Source organism: Kitasatospora sp. NPDC056138 (assembly GCF_042264695.1).
GTDB lineage: Bacteria > Actinomycetota > Actinomycetes > Streptomycetales > Streptomycetaceae > Kitasatospora.
Map to the genome: position 1 here is coordinate 24,631 of NZ_JBHJVK010000017.1, position 15,754 is coordinate 40,384.

Below are 15,754 nucleotides of genomic sequence, written 5' to 3' on the forward strand. Positions count from 1 at the left end.
CGGTGCAGCCCGGCCGTGCCCGACCGTGCCCGTCGTACCGAGCCCGTCGACCGGGCTCGGTACGACGGGCCGGGTACGGGTGTCCGACCGCGTCCGGTAGCCGCACGGCCGACACGCCTGCGGCTGCCGGCCCGGCCGAGGAGCCGGCGGCGGCATAGCCTGGAAGCCCGGGAGAGGGCGGACGGTATGCCGCAGAAGGAAGTTCCGGCGGCGGGTGCGCTGCTGCACGCCCGGATCGTCGAGCAGACCGAGGTGCTGGCCGGCCTGGAACCGGAGGTGCGGGCGGACGCGCCGGACGCCGTCCACCGGATGCGCGTCGCCTGTCGGCGGCTGCGCGCCGCGCTGCGCCCGTACGGTTCGCCGCTCGCCGGGACGGGGCGCGAACTGCGCTGGCTCGGCGGCTGTCTCGGACAGGCCAGGGACACCGAGGTGCTCGGTGAGCTGCTGGTCGCCCAGGCGCGCGGACTCCCGGCCGAGTGCGAGCCCGAGGCGCTGGCGCAGGTGCTCGCCGCCTGGTCGCGCGAGCGGTACCGCGCCGCCTGGCCCGCGGTGACGGCCGCCCTGGACAGCCCGCGCCACGCGGCACTGCTCGCCGACCTGCGGGAGCTGGCGCAGCGGCCGCCGTCCGCCGCCGGCCTGCCCGCGCTCGGTGAGCTGGCCCGGCGGGAGCAGCGCCGTACCACCGCCAGGCTCAAGGCGGCCCGGCGGGCGGCCCCCGGCGAGGAGACCGACCGGGCGCTGCACGAGGCGCGGAAGGCCGCGAAGTGGGCCAGGTACGCGGGGGAGACGGCCGGCGGGCCGGGGGCGGCCTTCACCGCCCGGATGAAGGCGTTGCAGGAGCTGCTCGGCGCGCACCAGGACAGTGTGGTGGCGCGCGCCGCGCTGCGGGAGCTGGCCGTCGGGGCCGACGCCTGGCGGGCGTTCGGCTACGGGGTGCTGTACGGCGGTCAGCTGGTGGTGGCCGAACGGGCGCGGGAGCGGCTGCCGGAGGTCTGGAAGCAGGCCCGCAGGCCGCCGGGGTTCGAGTAGGCCCGGCCCCCGCAGGAGACGTGCTGCCGGGCCGGTCGCGGAGCTGCGCGGTGGTCCGCGCCGCTGCTCAGGGGGTGGGCGGGATGGTGGTGAGGCCGGCGGAGTGGGCGGCGTCGGCGAGCAGCCGGCGCAGCATGGCCGTGGTCAGCCGGCCGGTGTTGGTGTTGCGGGGGCTGACGTGGTAGCAGCCGAAGAGTTCCAGCGGCGCGCCCCCGTCGGCGGCCGGGAGCAGTACCCGTGCCCCGTGCCCGAACACGGGGCGTGGCCGGGGCGGCTGCCACCCGGCGCCGGCGAGCGCGGGCAGCAGTGCCTGCCAGGCGAAGCCGCCGAGTGCGACCACGGACCGCACGGTCGGCCGCAGGTAGCCCAGTTCGCGCTCCAGCCACGGACGGCAGGTGTCCCGCTCGGTGACGGACGGCTTGTTGTCGGGCGGTGCGCAGCGCACCGGGTCGGTGATCCGGACGCCGTACAGTTCCAGGCCGTCGTCGCGGCTGACGGCGGTCGGCCGGGAGGCCAGGCCGAGGTCGTACAGGGCCGCGTAGAGCAGGTCGCCGGAGGGGTCGCCGGTGAAGATCCGGCCGGTCCGGTTGGCGCCGTGTGCGGCCGGGGCGAGACCGACCAGGACGAGTGCGGCGTCCGGCGGGCCGAAGCCGGGGATCGGCCGGGCCCAGTAGTCCCAGTCCCGGTACGAGCGGCGCTTGGTCCGTGCCGCCTCCTCGCGCCAGTCGACCAGGCGCGGGCAGGCCCGGCAGTGGGTGACCGCCGAGTCCAGCTCGGCGAGGCTGCGCACGGTGTCCGCCGGGTGGCAGGGGGGCGGCGGGGGTGGCGGCGGGGGTGCGGCGGCGCTCATGCGGCGAATCCTAGGCGGACCGCGGTGATCGCGGAGGGCCTTGGCGGAGTAGCGTGGAATGGGGTCGGCGCGGAGTCGGGTGGCCGAGGTGACGGCGATGCTCATTGTTGACGCGATTCTGGGTGCGGCCGGTCTGTTGGGCGTGTGGGCGGGGCTCAGTGTCCGGGTCGTGCAGCAGTTCCAGCGCGGTGTGGTGTTCCGGTTCGGCCGGGTGCGCGAGCAGATCAGGCAGCCCGGTCTGGTGGTGCTGATGCCGGTGGCGGACCGGATGAGCAAGGTGAACGTGCAGATCGTCACCATGCCGATCCCGGCCCAGGAGGGCATCACCCGGGACAACGTCACGGTGCGGGTGGACGCCGTCGTCTACTTCAAGGTCGTCGACCCGGTGCGGGCGGCCGTCAACGTGCAGGACTACCAGTTCGCGATCTCCCAGGTCGCCCAGACCTCACTGCGTTCGATCATCGGCAAGAGCGAGCTGGACGACCTGCTGGCCAACCGCGAGCCGATCAACCAGGGGCTGGAACTGATGCTCGACAGCCCGGCGCTGGGCTGGGGCATCCAGATCGACCGGGTGGAGATCAAGGATGTCGCCCTGCCCGAGTCGATGAAGCGCTCGATGTCCCGGCAGGCGGAGGCCGAGCGCGAGCGGCGGGCCCGGATCATCACGGCGGACGGCGAGTACCAGGCCTCCGCCCGGCTCTCCGAGGCCGCCACGATCATGAGCAGGGCACCGGCCGCGCTGCAACTGCGGCTGTTGCAGACGGTGGTGGAGGTCGCGGCGGAGAAGAACTCGACTCTCGTCCTGCCCTTCCCGGTGGAACTGCTGCGTTTCCTGGACAACGCGAGCAGGACCGGTGGCGGGACCGCAGCAGGGGGCGGGGAGGAGAAGGGCGGCGGCACGGCGGCCGCTGGGCCCGAGCCGTCGGCGCCGCTGCCCGGGGTGCGCGGGGTGGAACAGCTGGAACTGCCGTCGCTGGACGAGGTCCTCGCGCACGCTCCGGTGCCGGACGTGGCGCCGGAGGTGGCGCCGGACGGTCCGTCGAAGGAGCTGCCGAAGGACGGCGCCGATCCCGGTGGCGGCGCCGGACGGCCCGGACCAGGATGGAGTAACGGGGCTGTGCACTCACGGCAGGAGGCCGGACAATGACCACCGCAAAAGACATCATGCACTCCGGTGCGGAATGCGTCCGGGAGCACGAGACCCTCGCCGAGGCGGCCCGGATCATGAAGGAACGCGACGTCGGCGCGTTGCCGATCTGCGGGGAGAACCAGAAGCTGCTGGGCATCCTCACCGATCGCGACATCGTCCTGCGGTGTGTCGCCGCCGGCCTGGACCCGGCCGGCACCACCGCAGGTCAACTCGCCCTGGGACGGCCCCTGGTGGTGGAGGCGGACGAGGACGTCGAACAGGTGCTGGAGATGATGGAGGAGCACCGGGTCCGCCGCCTGCCGGTGATCAACCACCCCGAGCACAAGCTGGTCGGCATGATCAGTGAGGCCGACATCGCCCGGGGGCTGCCGCAGGAGCGGGTGGCCGAGTTCGTCTCGGCGGTCTGCGGCGAGAAGGTCTGACCACGACGGAGAAGGTCTCGCTGCAGCCGGGCAGGTACGACCGCGGCGGAGCGGGGGAGAGGGTGCGACCGGTGCGGAGCGGGTGTCCGTGTGGTCGGGCACCCGTTCCGCGTGCGGGGGTCAGATCCTGGCGAGGAAGGCGTCCGCGATCGCCTGGTATCCCGTGTCGTCGGCGTGGATGTCGCCCCGCGCCATGTTGGTCCACTGCATGACCCGCGCCACGTTCAACGGCAGTCGCCGGCCGTTCCACGGCACCAGCGGGAGGAACGAGTCGGTGGCGAAGGCACCCGCCACGTCGACGGTCGGTACCCCGTGGGCGGCGTCGGTGGCGCCGATCGCCGCGTTCAGGACGTTCACCAGCGCCACCGAGAGGGCCGCCTGCGCGCGGCCCTGACTGTCCGTCAGCCAGGCTGCCAGGAACGGGTCGTAGAGGTTCATGCCGAGTATCCGGGTGTGCGGGCCGGCGGCCTCCTTGAGCCGGTCGAGGATGACGTCGAGGCCCCGGGCGGCCGTGCCGACACCGGTCAGCGCGCAGGGCACGTCGACCTTGCCGCCGGTGAGGCAGCCGTCCACGTCGTTGGCGCCGATGTCCAGGGTCACCAGCACCCGGTCGCCGTGATGCCCGCGCAGGAAGTCCACCGCGGCCGAGAGCTGCGGGTCGGCGTAGGGGTGCGGGTACGGGCAGCCGCCGTCGATCATCGTCCCGGTAGTCTCGCCGGGGCAGCCGAGGTCGACGAAGTCGAAGGGCAGGCCCGAGGCGGACGCCCGGGCGCCGAGGGTGCGGGCGATGTCCTGGGCGTAGCCGCGGCCGGTGACGTGGCCGCCGTCCGGCAGCGACTGGTAGCCGGCCGCCAGCGAGTCGCCAAGTGCCAGGTAGTAGGTCGGAGTTGCGGAGCGGGACGGAGCCGCTCCGGTTGCCGCGGAGGCCGGTCCACCGGCCCCGAACAGCGTGGCGGCGGCCAGGGCGGCGGCCGGCAGGGCGAGTCGAAGGCGGTGCGAGAGGTGGCGGGGGAGCAGGTGTCTGCGCATGGACAACCCTCCAGCGGGGCCCGGTGATTGGGTCCCGTGAGGCTACTGCGTGGCACTCGCGCCTGTGTAGGGCCCCGACCGAACCGGGGCCGCCGCGCCGTCCTGCTCGGTGAGCCGGGCGGGGCCCGGTAGGCGCGGCCGAGCAGGGCCGACCGGACGGCCGGCAGCGGTGCGGCCGGGGGATCCGGGTCCGGGGGGACCCCGAGTCGGCCGACCTCCCGCAGCAGGGCCTCGATCTGCTCGGCCGGGCGTCGGGAAGCGCGAGCCGGGTGATCACCTGAAGGCCCTGGAGCTCGGCCGAGCGCGCCGGTCGGTCGGCGGTGAGCAGGGCCCGCAGGCCGCGAGCTCGAACGACCGACCGGGCTGCCCGGCCTGGACGGTCACCCTCAGCAGTCCGGCGCGGTGCGGGCGGATTGCGGTGCGGTGCCCGGTGCGGGCGTCGGTGATGTGCAACGGCGGGCTCCCAGGCCGGGGCAGGACCTCAGAAGGTGAGGGTCTGGCCCGGGACGGACGCCTGCTTCCTGGTGTAGGCGACGCCGTGCACCTTGAGGCCGGCCGGGTCGAGGAGGGTGATCATCCCGCCGTCCCCGCCCAGCCGGAAGCCGTTCATGGCCGGGAGGGTGGTGGAGGTGCCCGGTTGGAGCTCGGTGCCGGACAGCGGCAGCAGGTTCTTCTGCTGGTCGCTGAGGTGCCATCCCTGGAGGTTGACCGGCGCGGCCGAGGTGTTGACCAGGGTGACCGTCTCGGCGGCCGGGGCGAGCGGGTTGACCAGTGCGGCCGAGATCCGCACCGGCTCCTGGTGCGGGGCGGTGGGACGGGCGGGGGCGAGGGCATGGCCGGTGGTGTCGTCGGTGTGCCAGGACTGGGACTGGAAGGCCAGGAAGATTGCGACCCAGCGGTTCTCCGAGGCCACGTGCAGCAGCAGACCGCCGTCCTGCCAGACGCCGTCGTCGTTGGCGTGCGCCGCGTCGTTGCCCTGGTTCATGTGGATGTCGTGGACGCCGTTTCCGGGCTGGAAGTCGAACACCTTGTCGCCGGCGTCGGTGGGCCAGCGCTGGCCGAAAACGTAGAGGCCGATGGTCTGGTCGGCGATGGCACGCTGGATGTAGTGGTCGAGCAGGTCCTCCAGGTCGTTGTTGAGGCCGGGGACGTCGGGCGGGAGGACGCGCATGGCGGCCGGGTCGAAGAGGTTCCCGCGGATGAAGTCGACGCAGGCCGTGCCCGGCCGGGACGGCTCAGGGTGCCAGCCACTGCCGGCCGGAGGAAGCAGCTGCGTCAGCGGGTGGTGGAAGTCGTCGATGGTGACGTACAGCAGGTTCGGCGGCGTGTCCTGGGACCTGACGTTCACGGCGATCCGGTAGTCGGTGCCGGCGTCGTCGCGTACGTGGATCTGGTAGTGCGGCGTCGAAACCTTCGCTGCCTCGCGCGTGCTCTCGACGGCTCTGGCGGCGAGCACGCCGTAGTTGATCAGGGGCATCTCTCGTCCTCTCGGCTGGGTGTGCGGGTGACGGTGACCCGGATTGCCTCCCGTTATCGCCGATCGGCGGCTGGGCGGGGCGGAGGACCACGCGGTGTTCACCCACATGCCGTCCGACGGCGAGTCATGAGCGCCTGGGTTGCGCCGTCCCGGCGACGGGGCCTCCCGGCGACCCGGCCCGGCGGGCAGCGCGCCGCCGCGCGTGCGTGAACGAGTCGTCCGCGCTCGGAACTCTGTTCAAAGTTCAAAGTTCAAAGGGAAGCGTGATGGCACGGACGAAGAAGGCGCGGCCGGTGGAACCTGTGGTGATCGTGGTTCAGGGGAACCACACCACCGGCAACCACTTCCGCTCCGGGCGGGCGTACGGGGCCAACGTCGCGACCGGCCAGCCGTCCCCGCTGTCCGGGGACAACCCGCCGCGCGACCAGCCGCCACCGGTGTGGGATCTGCCCTCGCTACCGGGCCGCGCCGAGGACCGTGGGCTGAGCTGGAAGGCGTACACCGGTCCGGGGCGCGGTTCCCGGTCCGGGACCGGGCGTACGGTCCCGGCGGACGGGTTCTGGTGTGCGGGTTCTGGCGTGCGGCGCCGTGCTGTCGTACGGTCGGTCGTTGTGATCCTCGATCAGGCGCAGGTGAACCGGCTCTTCCTGCCCGAGACCTATGCCGAGGGTGTGCCGTACGGGCTCTTCCGGGAGCTGCGCTCCACCGCGCCGGTCTGCCGGGTCGAGGAGCCGCCCGTCGGCAACTGGCCCGCCGGGCCCGGCTACTGGGCCGTGCTGCGGCATGCCGACGTCAAGTACGTGCTGCGCACCCCGGAGCTGTTCTCCTCGCACCTGGGTGCGACCCAGATCCGCGACCCCGACTCCGCGGCGGACCTGGACTTCGCCCGGACGATGATGCTCAACCAGGACCCGCCCGACCACTCCCGGCTGCGCCGGATCGTCGCCGGGGCCTTCACACCGCGTGCCGTCCGCGAGCTGACCACCGCGATCGAGCGCCGGGCCGGGGAACTGGTCGACGCCGTGCGGCCGTTGGGCGAGGCGGACTTCGTGCAGCTGGCGGCCGACCTGCCGGTGTGGACGCTGGCCCGGATGATGGGCGTGCCCGAGCAGGACCGGCAGTTGCTGGTGGACTGGGCGAACCGGGTGATCGGCTACCAGGACGCCGAGTACGCCCACTCCAGCACCGCGGACCCCGCCCGGCTGTCCGAGGCGGGTCGTGCGGCACTCGCCCACCGCCCCGCCACCCTGACCTCCCCGGACGGCCGGCCGGTCAACCCGCGCTCGCGGGCCGCTCTCGCCGACATGTTCGCCTACGCCCACGCCCTGGCCGAACGGCCCGCCCCCGGCAGCGTGTTGGCCCGGATGAGGGAGGGCGGGCTGGGCGTCGAGGAGTTCGAGACGATGTTCTTCCTCTTCGCGGTGGCCGGCAACGAGACCTTGCGCAACGGCCTGCCCGGCGGCCTGGCGACCCTGCTCGCCCACCCCGACCAGTACCGGCTGCTGTGCGGCCGGCCGGAGCTCACCGCCTCAGCGGTCGAGGAGATGCTGCGGTTCTGGCCGCCCGTGCTGGACTTCCGGCGCACCGCCACCCGGGACGTGGAGCTGGCCGGGCGGCTGATCCGGCGCGGCGACAAGGTGGTGGTCCACCACGCCTCCGCCAACCGCGACGAGGCGGTCTTCCCGGACCCGGACCGCTTCGACATCACGCGTACGCCGAACGACCACCTCGGGTTCGGCGACGGTCCGCACTTCTGCCTCGGGGCGCAACTCGCCAGGATGCAGATGAGAGTGATGATCCGTCATGTGGTCGAAGGACTGCCCGGGTTGGAGGTCGCCGTCGGTGGACCGCTGCCGCGACTGGTCTCCAACTTCCAGAACGGGCTCAAGACTCTGCCGATCCGCTGGAGGCCGGGAGGCGGGTAGGAGGGGAGGGACGGGGTCAGGGCGGGAGGGACGGGGTCAGGAGGCGGAGCCTCCTACCCGAGGGAGTCCTGGTAGAGGTTCCTGGCGAGGTCGGTGTCGACTGCCGGGTGTGGATCGTTGTCGAGGTTCCCGCTGATGCCCGCCACGAAGGTGTCGATGTCGCGGCCGGTGAAGCCGCGGTCGGCGAGGGTGCCACCGAGGCCGCCCGTCTCGATGACCGACTGGACGGCCCGGCCGACGTCCCGGTGGCCGAGCGCGTCGGCGACCGCGTCGAACGCGTCCTGTGCGTGGGGGTAGGCGCTGCGCAGCCAGGCGGGGTACAGCAGTGCCAGGCCCTGGCCGTGGGAGACCTCGATCCGCGGCACCGCGCCCATCGCCTGCTGGAGGCGGTGCGGCAGGCAGGTGCTGACGGTCGCCACGTTGACCCCGCCGAGCAGGGCCGCCAGGGCCATGTCCTCGCGCACCTGCGGATCGGCCGTCCCGCCGGCGATGCGCGGGAAGTTGTCCCTGATCAGGGTGAGGGCACGGCGGGAGTACGCCCTGCTCTGCTCGGTCGCGCGGACCGCGACGGCGCCCTCGACGGCGTGCGCGAGGGCGTCGAACCCGCTCTCCACCGCGAGCGCGGTCGGCAGCGGCTCGGTGAGGTCGGGATCGACGACGGCGATCCGGGGTGCCACGTCGTCACCGCGGATCCCGGACTTGAAGTTGCGGACCACGTCGGTGACGATCGCCCCCTTGGTGACCTCGGAGCCGCTGCCCGAGGTCGTCGGCACGGCGACGATCGGCAGGGCGGCGCCGGAGACCGGCAGCGTCAGCCCGATCAGGTCGCGCACGGTGTCGGCGCCGGCGGTCACCGCGACGGCCTTCGCCGCGTCGATGGCGCTGCCGCCGCCCAGGCCGACCACCAGGTCGCAGGAGTTCGACCGGGCCAGCGCCACCGCCTCGTCGATCTCGTCGGAGCGGGGGTTGGCACTGGCCCGGTCGAAGACCGTGACCGCGACGCCCGCCGCCGTCAGCGCGGCCACCGCCCGGTCCAGGTAGCCGTGGCGCCGCATCGCGGAGCGTCCGCAGACCAGCAGGGCGTGCCCGCCCAGCGGCGCGGCCAGCCGGCCGAGCCGGTCGAGGGTGCCGCGTCCGAAGACCACCCGGGTGGAGACCGGGAGGTCGAGGTCGGTGCCGACGTCCGGGCCGGTGGTCGGGTCAGAGGTCATGGTGTCCGGCTCCTCGCCGCTCGTTGTCCTTCAGGGCCTCGAACACCGCGCAGGTGCCCTCGGCCAGGTACTGGAGTGCCGAACCGCCGCCGGTGGACCGCGGCCCGTTCCAGGGCAGTTCGGCCACGGTGTCCCCGCCCAGCAGGAGGGTGCCCGCCTCGCGGCCCGAGCGTGCCCCGAGGACGGCCGCGGCGGCGTGGTGGTTGCCCTCCGCGTACCGTCCAGGGGTCCCCGCGACCACCACGCGGTCGGCGCGGCTGAGCAGGTCGAGCGCCCAGGGCTCGACCTCGAAGTCGACCACCGCGCAGTCGTCCGGGACACCCTGCTCGACCGTGACCCGCCGCAGGGTGCCGTCCGGGCCGGCCACCACGAGGGTGCTCGGGAGGTGGATCCTGGCCCCGCCGTCCTGCGCCAGCACGGTGCGGGCGACCTCGGCGCACCGCTCGGGCGCGCTGCCCAGCTCGGACCGGCCGATCCGGTGGCCGGCCGCCGCCAGCAGGGTGTTGAGCACCACCCCGCCGGGGATCACCAGGTCGTAGCTGCGGCTCAGACTGGCGAGGCCGATGACGGTCTTCTCCGGCTTCACCCCGCCGAGCACCGCCGCTGAGTACCCGGCGGCCCCGGCGGCCCGGCCCGGCCCGGCCGCCCAGGGGTCGAGCGCGGCCGCCTCCTCGACCAGGCCGGCGGTCGCGTACCCGGGCAGGTGGTTGAGCAGGCCGGTGTTGGAGGCGTGCCGCCGGTGCGCCTTGGAGAAGCCGCCGATGGCCACCCGGTCGCCCAAGCCGCTGAGCGCACGGGAGAGTTCGCCGTCCTCGCGCTCCTCGCCCGGGTTCAGCCGGGTGTTCCCGAACAGGGCGATCTCGCCGTCCTGGAGACCCTCGGACCGGGCCCGCGCCCAGGCCGAGGCGTTCTCCGGCAGGTAGCGGACCCGCTGCCCGAGCTGTCGGCCGAGGTACTCGGCGATGTACTCGAGGTGGCGGGCGGTGCCGTCCTTGGCGCTGCCCTGGTGGCTGAGCAGCGCGACCCGGGCCCCGGCGGCGGACAGCCGCCGCAGGTCCGCCAGTTCGGTGTCGATCCGGCCGGTGTCGGCCAGCGCCGGACCGACGTTGAACCCGGCCGAGTAGATCCAGCGCTCGCCGGGCGCGGGCCGGTGCTCGGAGAGCAGCCGCATCGCTCTCACAGCCCGTAGTGGCCCAGGCCGGCCCGCTCGTCCAGCCCGAACATCACGTTCATGTTCTGGATCGCCGAACCGGCGGCCCCCTTCACCAGGTTGTCGCTCACCGCCACCACCTTGGCGAAGCCCCGGACCGGGTCGTAGTCCACCCCGAGGTGGCAGAAGTTGGAGCCGACCACCGCGTTCAGGCTCGGGTAGACGCCGTACTCCTTGGCGTTGATCTTGCCCTTCTTGGCGAAGGAGTTGACCCGGACGAAGTGCTCACCGGCGTAGTGGCGTTCGTAGAGGTCCAGCAGCCGCGACCGGTCGACCTCGGCCCGGGCCTCGGGCCGCACCGCCACGCTGGCCTGGACGTAGATGCCGCGGACGAAGTTGCCGTGGGCGGTGGTCATGTCGACGCACAGCTCCCGCCCGGCCAGCGGCGCCAGGTGGGTCTCCAGCTCCGGGCCGTGCCGGTGCCCCTCCAGGCTGTACGGCAGCATGGAGCCGAACGCCTCGGCGTGCATCACCTCGGTGACCGGCTTGCTGCCCGCGCCGGAGGTGCCGTTGACCGCCGCGAGGTGGATCGCGGTGTCCAGGTCCGCCAGCCCGGAGGCCAGCAGGGGCGCGAGTCCGAGCACGGCGGTGATCGCGTAGCAGCCCGGGTTGGCCACCAGCCGCGCGGCGGCGACCTGTTCGCGGTGCAGCTCGGTGATCCCGTACACCGCCTCGGGCAGCAGCTGCGGGCTGGCGTGCGGCTCGCCGTACACCGCCGCGTACCGCTCGGGGTCGTTGAACCGGAAGTCGGCGCTGACGTCGATCACCTTCACGCCGCGCTCCAGGAAGAACGGCGCCGACCGCATCGCCTCACCGGACGGGGTGCAGAAGAACACCACGTCGAGCTCGTCGGCGCGCTCCTGGAGCTGTTCCACCGTCACGAACCGCAGCCCGCTGCCGAGCAGGTTCGGGTGGACCCGTTCGAGCTCCTCGCCGTTGCGGGCGGTCGGGACGATGGTGTCGACGGCGGGGTGGTTCAGCAGGAGCCGGCACAGCTCGCCCCCTGCGTGGCCGGTGCCCCCGACGATTCCGATGTGGAGAGTCATGCGTCACCTCGCGGAGTAATGATGATCTTGCCGGTGGCCGGTTCGCCCGCCGCCATCAGGCGCATGGCGGCGTCGGCGTCGGACAGGTCGAAACGGTGGGTGACCATGGGCATCGGGTCGATCGTGCCCTCGGCCAGCCAGGAGATCACGGCGCGGAAGTCCTCGGCGGTGGACAGCGAGGAGCCGACCACCTGGACCTCCTTGCCCACCAGGGCGTTCACCGCCACCGTGGGCGGACGGTCGAAGAAGCTCACCACCACCACGGTGCCGCCGGGCCGGACCGCCCGCACCGCCTCGTCGACCGCGCCCGGGTGGCTCGACGCGACCATCACCACGTCGGCCTCGGATGCCGCCCCGGCCGCCCCGGCGCCGTCGGCCAGTACGTCCAGGTAGCCGTCCGCACCCAGCGCCGTCGCCCGCAGGCCCTTCTCCGGCCCGAGGTCGGAGCAGATCACCCGGCCGTACCCGAGCCGGCGGGCCGCGATCAGGCAGCCGAGACCGATGTTCCCCGCGCCGATGACGCGCAGCGTCCGGCCCTGCGCGGGGCCGGCCAGGTTGACCGCGTGGACGGCGATCGACAGCGGCTCCACCAGCGCCCCGAGCACCGGCTCGGTGCCGGCGGGCAGCTTGAAGGCCATGTTCGGCCGGAGCGTCACGTACTCCGCGAAGGAGCCGTCCCACCCGAGGTGGCACAGGTTCCGCTTGTCACCGCAGAGGTTGGTGCGCCCCTGACGGCACATCGCACAGCTCCCGCAGTGCGAGTAGGCCGCGGCACACACCAGGTCCCCGGCCGCGAACCCGCCGGCCGCCCGTTCGACCGTCCCGCACAGCTCGTGTCCGAGCACGGTCGGCGCGGTCTTGTACGGGTGGGCCCCCCGGAAGGTCGCCAGGTCCGAGCCGCAGATCCCGGTGGCCAGCACCCGGACCAGGAGCTCGTCCTCGGCGACCGCCGGAAGCGGGGTGCGCCGGGACTCGATGCGGCCGTAGTCGGCCAGCACCGCGCTGTTCATCAACATGTGTTCGCGACCTCCCGGCCGGCCAGGGCGGCGTTCACCGAGTCGACCAGGATCCGTCCGATCCGGGCCTGCGAGTCCGCCGACATCGCCCCGATGTGCGGGGTGATCACTACGTTGTCCAGCTCGCTCAGCCGGTTCGGCTGCCCCTCGCGGGCGACCACGTCCAGGCCCGCGCCGGCGATCCCGCCGCCCGCGAGCGCCTCGTAGAGCGCGTCCTCGTCGACCACCAGGCCCCGGGAGACGTTGACCAGGAGGCTGGTCGGCTTCATCACGGCCAGGGCCGCGGCGTCGATCAGGTGGTGCGTCTGCTCGGTCAGCGGCACGGCCAGGCACACCACGTCGGCGGCCGGCAGCAGCTGGTCCAGGGTGACCATCTCGTAGCCGTGCAGTTCCAGCTCCCGGCGCCGCTCCTCGGTGGCCCGGTCGACGTCGACCAGGACCCGCATGCCGAGGGCCCGGCCCAGCGCCGCGATCCGCGATCCGATCCGGCCGAGACCGACCAGTCCGAGGGTCTTGCCGGCCAGCTCCGCGCCGGACAGCGCGGACTTGTTCCATACGCCCTGCCGGACCTGGCGGTCGGCCAGGGCGATGTGCCGCCCGACCGTGAGCATCAGCCCGAGCGCCAGCTCGGCGACCGCCGGGGCGGACACCGCGGGGATGTTGAAGGTGGTCACGCCGGCCGCCTTGGCCGCCGCCAGGTCGATGTTGTCCACGCCGGAGCCGGCCCGGGCGATCACCTTGAGCCGGTTCGCCGCGGCGATCACCTCGGCGTCGAGCCGCACCCCGCTGCGCAGCACGACCACCTCCTTGTCGCGCACCAGCCGGACCAGCTCCTCGGCCGGCGGGCGCAGCGCGACGGTCACCTCGTGCCGCCGCTGGAGCTCCTCCAGCGCCCCCTGGTGGATCGGGTCGACCACCAGGATCCGGGCGCGCGGGGCGGCGGCCTCGGCGGCGAGCTCGGCCAGCGCGCGCCGGTCGAGCTTCCCGGACGAGGTCAGCGGGAGCGCGTCCACCCGGTGGAACCGGTTGGGCACCAGCTGGCCGGGCATCGTCGTGCGGGCGTGCCGGCGCAGCGCGGCGACGTCGAGGGTGCCGGCGACGGCCGGTACCACCAGGGCGGTCAGCAGGTCGTTGCCGGCGCTGTCCCGGGTGACCAGTGCGGCCGCGTCCGAGACCTGCGCGGCGGCCCGCAGGCCGGCCTCCACCTCGCCGAGCTCGACCCGGTGGCCGCGCAGCTTGACCTGCTGGTCGTTGCGGCCGAGGTAGGCGAGCTGCCCGTCGGGCAGCCGGCGGGCCAGGTCGCCGGTGCGGTACAGCCGGCGCCCGTCGAGCGTGCGGAACCGGTCGGCGCTGAGCTCGGGCCGGTTCAGGTAGCCGGTGGCGACCCCCTCGCCCGCCACCCACATCTCGCCGACCGCACCGTCCTCGACCAGCCGCAGCTCGTCGTCGCGCAGTTCGACGGACAGGTGCGGCAGCGGGTGGCCGATCGGCGACCGGACCTCCCCTGCCAGGTCCTCGGGCGTGAGCCGCTTGTACGTGGCGTGCACGGTGATCTCGGTGATGCCGTACATGTTGACCATCTCGGGCGCGGCCCCGGGGACCGCGGCGAGGAAGGCGCGCACCACGTCGAGGTCGACGCTCTCGCCGCCGAAGACCACGTACCGCAGCGGCAGCGCCGCGGCGCCGGAGTCGGCGTACTCGCGGGCCAGGTAGCGGAACGCGGAGGGCACCTGGTTGAGCACCGTGACGCGCTCGTCGCGCAGCAGCCGCAGGAACTCCTCGGGCGCCTGGGCGGTCTCGGCGGGCACCACGACCGCAGTCGCGCCGCACGCCCAGGCACCCCAGAGCTCCCAGACCGAGAAGTCGAACGCGGCCGAGTGGAACAGGGTCCAGCGGTCGCTGTCGTCGACGTCGAACAACGGCAGGGTGGCCCGCAGCAGCGCGAGCACGTTGCCGTGGGTGACCACGCAGCCCTTGGGCAGGCCGGTGGACCCGGAGGTGTAGATCACGTAGGCCGGGTCGTCCGGTCCCGGCGCTGCCGGTGCCTGGACCTTGGCGGGCGGCGTGGCGGCCGGGTCGATCACCGGGAGCGAGTCCAGCCCGCAGGCCGCCGCCCGCTCGGGGGCGGCGACCAGGGCCGCGAGGCCGGCGTCCTCGGCCATGTAGGCGAGTCGCTCCGCCGGGTAGGACGGGTCGAGCGGTACGTAGGCCGCCCCGGCCTTCAGCACGCCGAGGATCCAGGCCGGCGCCTGGTGGGAGCGCTCCAGCAGCACTCCCACCAGGTCGCCGCGGCCGATGCCGGCCGCGCCGAGCAGCGCGGCGACGGCCTCGGCGGACCGGTCGAGCTCGGCGTAGCCGACCTCGTGGCCGCCGCCGGCGACCGCGGGCGCGTCCCCGCGGTCACCGGCCACCCGGGCGAACAGCTCGGGCAGCGAACCGACGTCCATCGGCAGTTCACTCACCGCCATAGTTGCCACCGACCGCCATCACGTCGCCCTGGTCGACGGGCTTGTAGTAGTCCGTGGGGTGGGCCTTGGGGCCGAAGTCGCCGAACATCCGCCGCAGGCGCGGGGACATCCGGTCCAGCACCTCGGCGGGCTGCTGGAGGTAGTCGTGCGGGCGGTGCCACAGGTGCCCGTAGCGCAGGATGAAGGTCTTGCGCTCCTGGGTCTTGTTCGGAGCCACGGCGTGCCACAGCGAGTACGGGAACAGCAGCACGTCGCCGGGGGCCGCCTTGACCTCGACGGCCTCCTCGGGGAGCTCGCCGCGGCGCAGCGGCTCGTCCAGCTCCTCGATGTAGCAGAGCGCGGTCTGGTCGGTCGGCACCCGGCGGTGGCTGCCGGGGACGAGCAGGAAGTTGCCGCTGTCGGACTGGGTGACGTCGGTGAAGAAGACCTGCGCCTTGATCTGGAGGCTGGGGCTGCCGTGGGCGAGCCGGACCCGCTGGAGGTACTCGCCGCCGTCGGTGTGCCAGTACTCCAGCGCCTCGTCCTGGAGCGAGCGGACGAATATCTCGGTGCCCAGGATCTGCACGCTGTTGGTCAGCAGCGTCATCAGCGGGCCGACCAGCTTGGGGTGGTCGAGGAAGTAGTCCATGCCGGCCGTGCGGGACACCGCGTCGCGCACCCGCACGGTGTGGCTGCGGTCGGTGAAGCTGGCGTGGTTCTCGATGGTGGGCGCGCCCTTGCCGACCACCTCGTCGATGACGGCGAGGCCGCGCTGCACCTCCTCGGGCGTGAACAGGCCCTTGAGGTGCAGGTACCCGTTCTGCTCGTAGCTCTCGAACTGCTCGTCGGTGAGCGGGGTCCAGTCCTGCTCCTGGTCGGTCTTCATGGTCGATTCGCGGATGGTCGCGATGTGCATGCCAGTGCCTTTCGTCAGCGGTGGGA

13 protein-coding genes are annotated in these 15,754 nt (G+C 73.4%); 4 read left to right on the top strand and 9 right to left on the bottom strand.

Annotation, left to right across the window (positions count from 1 at the left end; translation table 11 throughout):
• Nucleotides 1–186 precede the first annotated feature (186 nt).
• Complete coding sequence (locus ACFC1R_RS13555; RefSeq protein ID WP_375937590.1) at nucleotides 187–1,029, top strand: CHAD domain-containing protein; 843 nt, start codon at nucleotides 187–189, stop codon at nucleotides 1,027–1,029.
• 67 nt (nucleotides 1,030–1,096) lie between these two features.
• Here ACFC1R_RS13555 and ACFC1R_RS13560 read toward each other — a convergent pair whose 3' ends face one another.
• Nucleotides 1,097–1,879 (bottom strand): uracil-DNA glycosylase, encoded by a 783-nt coding sequence (locus ACFC1R_RS13560; protein ID WP_375937593.1) that lies wholly within the window; start codon nucleotides 1,877–1,879, stop codon nucleotides 1,097–1,099.
• A 97-nt stretch (nucleotides 1,880–1,976) separates the two neighbouring features.
• Between ACFC1R_RS13560 and ACFC1R_RS13565 the strand changes: the two genes are divergently transcribed.
• Both ACFC1R_RS13565 and ACFC1R_RS13570 read left to right on the top strand, forming a co-directional pair.
• Nucleotides 1,977–3,026: a slipin family protein gene (locus ACFC1R_RS13565; protein ID WP_375937596.1), complete on the top strand. Its 1,050-nt coding sequence runs from the start codon at nucleotides 1,977–1,979 to the stop codon at nucleotides 3,024–3,026.
• Nucleotides 3,023–3,451 carry a CBS domain-containing protein gene (locus ACFC1R_RS13570; RefSeq protein WP_375937599.1) on the top strand — a complete coding sequence of 143 codons (429 nt, stop codon included), beginning with the start codon at nucleotides 3,023–3,025 and terminating at the stop codon, nucleotides 3,449–3,451. The genes ACFC1R_RS13565 and ACFC1R_RS13570 overlap by 4 nt, the downstream gene beginning before the upstream one ends.
• A 120-nt stretch (nucleotides 3,452–3,571) precedes the next feature.
• Here ACFC1R_RS13570 and ACFC1R_RS13575 read toward each other — a convergent pair whose 3' ends face one another.
• Both ACFC1R_RS13575 and ACFC1R_RS13580 read right to left on the bottom strand, forming a co-directional pair.
• Nucleotides 3,572–4,480 (bottom strand): SGNH/GDSL hydrolase family protein, encoded by a 909-nt coding sequence (locus tag ACFC1R_RS13575; RefSeq protein WP_375937602.1) that lies wholly within the window; start codon nucleotides 4,478–4,480, stop codon nucleotides 3,572–3,574.
• A gap of 481 nt (nucleotides 4,481–4,961) precedes the next feature.
• Nucleotides 4,962–5,957 (bottom strand): DUF2278 family protein, encoded by a 996-nt coding sequence (locus ACFC1R_RS13580; protein ID WP_375937605.1) that lies wholly within the window; start codon nucleotides 5,955–5,957, stop codon nucleotides 4,962–4,964.
• Between the two features lie 611 nt (nucleotides 5,958–6,568).
• Between ACFC1R_RS13580 and ACFC1R_RS13585 the strand changes: the two genes are divergently transcribed.
• Entirely contained in the window at nucleotides 6,569–7,882 is a 1,314-nt protein-coding gene (locus ACFC1R_RS13585; RefSeq protein ID WP_375937608.1) for a cytochrome P450, read from the top strand.
• A gap of 53 nt (nucleotides 7,883–7,935) precedes the next feature.
• Here the strand turns inward: ACFC1R_RS13585 and ACFC1R_RS13590 are convergent, their stop codons facing one another.
• From ACFC1R_RS13590 to ACFC1R_RS13615, 6 genes are read right to left on the bottom strand one after another with little or no spacing between them, the layout of a single operon-like run.
• Nucleotides 7,936–9,093: an iron-containing alcohol dehydrogenase gene (locus ACFC1R_RS13590; RefSeq protein WP_375937611.1), complete on the bottom strand. Its 1,158-nt coding sequence runs from the start codon at nucleotides 9,091–9,093 to the stop codon at nucleotides 7,936–7,938.
• The gene (pgk, locus tag ACFC1R_RS13595; protein ID WP_375937797.1) at nucleotides 9,083–10,264 is read right to left on the bottom strand and encodes a phosphoglycerate kinase; all 1,182 of its coding nucleotides are present in this window, start codon (nucleotides 10,262–10,264) and stop codon (nucleotides 9,083–9,085) included. Before pgk ends, ACFC1R_RS13590 begins: the two co-directional genes overlap by 11 nt.
• Nucleotides 10,265–10,269: 5 nt before the next feature.
• Nucleotides 10,270–11,349, bottom strand: a complete 1,080-nt coding sequence (gene argC / locus ACFC1R_RS13600) for an N-acetyl-gamma-glutamyl-phosphate reductase (RefSeq protein WP_375937614.1) — start codon at nucleotides 11,347–11,349, stop codon at nucleotides 10,270–10,272.
• Nucleotides 11,346–12,365: a zinc-binding dehydrogenase gene (locus ACFC1R_RS13605; protein WP_375937617.1), complete on the bottom strand. Its 1,020-nt coding sequence runs from the start codon at nucleotides 12,363–12,365 to the stop codon at nucleotides 11,346–11,348. Before ACFC1R_RS13605 ends, argC begins: the two co-directional genes overlap by 4 nt.
• Nucleotides 12,359–14,827, bottom strand: a complete 2,469-nt coding sequence (locus ACFC1R_RS13610) for an amino acid adenylation domain-containing protein (protein ID WP_375937620.1) — start codon at nucleotides 14,825–14,827, stop codon at nucleotides 12,359–12,361. Before ACFC1R_RS13610 ends, ACFC1R_RS13605 begins: the two co-directional genes overlap by 7 nt.
• Nucleotides 14,820–15,728, bottom strand: a complete 909-nt coding sequence (locus tag ACFC1R_RS13615) for a phytanoyl-CoA dioxygenase family protein (protein WP_375937623.1) — start codon at nucleotides 15,726–15,728, stop codon at nucleotides 14,820–14,822. The genes ACFC1R_RS13610 and ACFC1R_RS13615 overlap by 8 nt, the downstream gene beginning before the upstream one ends.
• Between the last annotated feature and the right edge of the window lie 26 nt (nucleotides 15,729–15,754).

Excerpts from the sequence above, each read along its gene's own strand:
- ACFC1R_RS13555 (WP_375937590.1), top strand. The coding sequence starts at position 187 with ATGCCGCAGAAGGAAGTTCCGGCGGCGGGTGCGCTGCTGCACGCCCGG.
- ACFC1R_RS13560 (WP_375937593.1), bottom strand. The coding sequence starts at position 1,879 with ATGAGCGCCGCCGCACCCCCGCCGCCACCCCCGCCGCCCCCCTGCCAC.
- ACFC1R_RS13565 (WP_375937596.1), top strand. The coding sequence starts at position 1,977 with ATGCTCATTGTTGACGCGATTCTGGGTGCGGCCGGTCTGTTGGGCGTG.
- ACFC1R_RS13570 (WP_375937599.1), top strand. The coding sequence starts at position 3,023 with ATGACCACCGCAAAAGACATCATGCACTCCGGTGCGGAATGCGTCCGG.
- ACFC1R_RS13575 (WP_375937602.1), bottom strand. The coding sequence starts at position 4,480 with ATGCGCAGACACCTGCTCCCCCGCCACCTCTCGCACCGCCTTCGACTC.
- ACFC1R_RS13580 (WP_375937605.1), bottom strand. The coding sequence starts at position 5,957 with ATGCCCCTGATCAACTACGGCGTGCTCGCCGCCAGAGCCGTCGAGAGC.
- ACFC1R_RS13590 (WP_375937611.1), bottom strand. The coding sequence starts at position 9,093 with ATGACCTCTGACCCGACCACCGGCCCGGACGTCGGCACCGACCTCGAC.
- pgk (WP_375937797.1), bottom strand. The coding sequence starts at position 10,264 with ATGCGGCTGCTCTCCGAGCACCGGCCCGCGCCCGGCGAGCGCTGGATC.
- argC (WP_375937614.1), bottom strand. The coding sequence starts at position 11,349 with ATGACTCTCCACATCGGAATCGTCGGGGGCACCGGCCACGCAGGGGGC.
- ACFC1R_RS13605 (WP_375937617.1), bottom strand. The coding sequence starts at position 12,365 with ATGTTGATGAACAGCGCGGTGCTGGCCGACTACGGCCGCATCGAGTCC.
- ACFC1R_RS13615 (WP_375937623.1), bottom strand. The coding sequence starts at position 15,728 with ATGCACATCGCGACCATCCGCGAATCGACCATGAAGACCGACCAGGAG.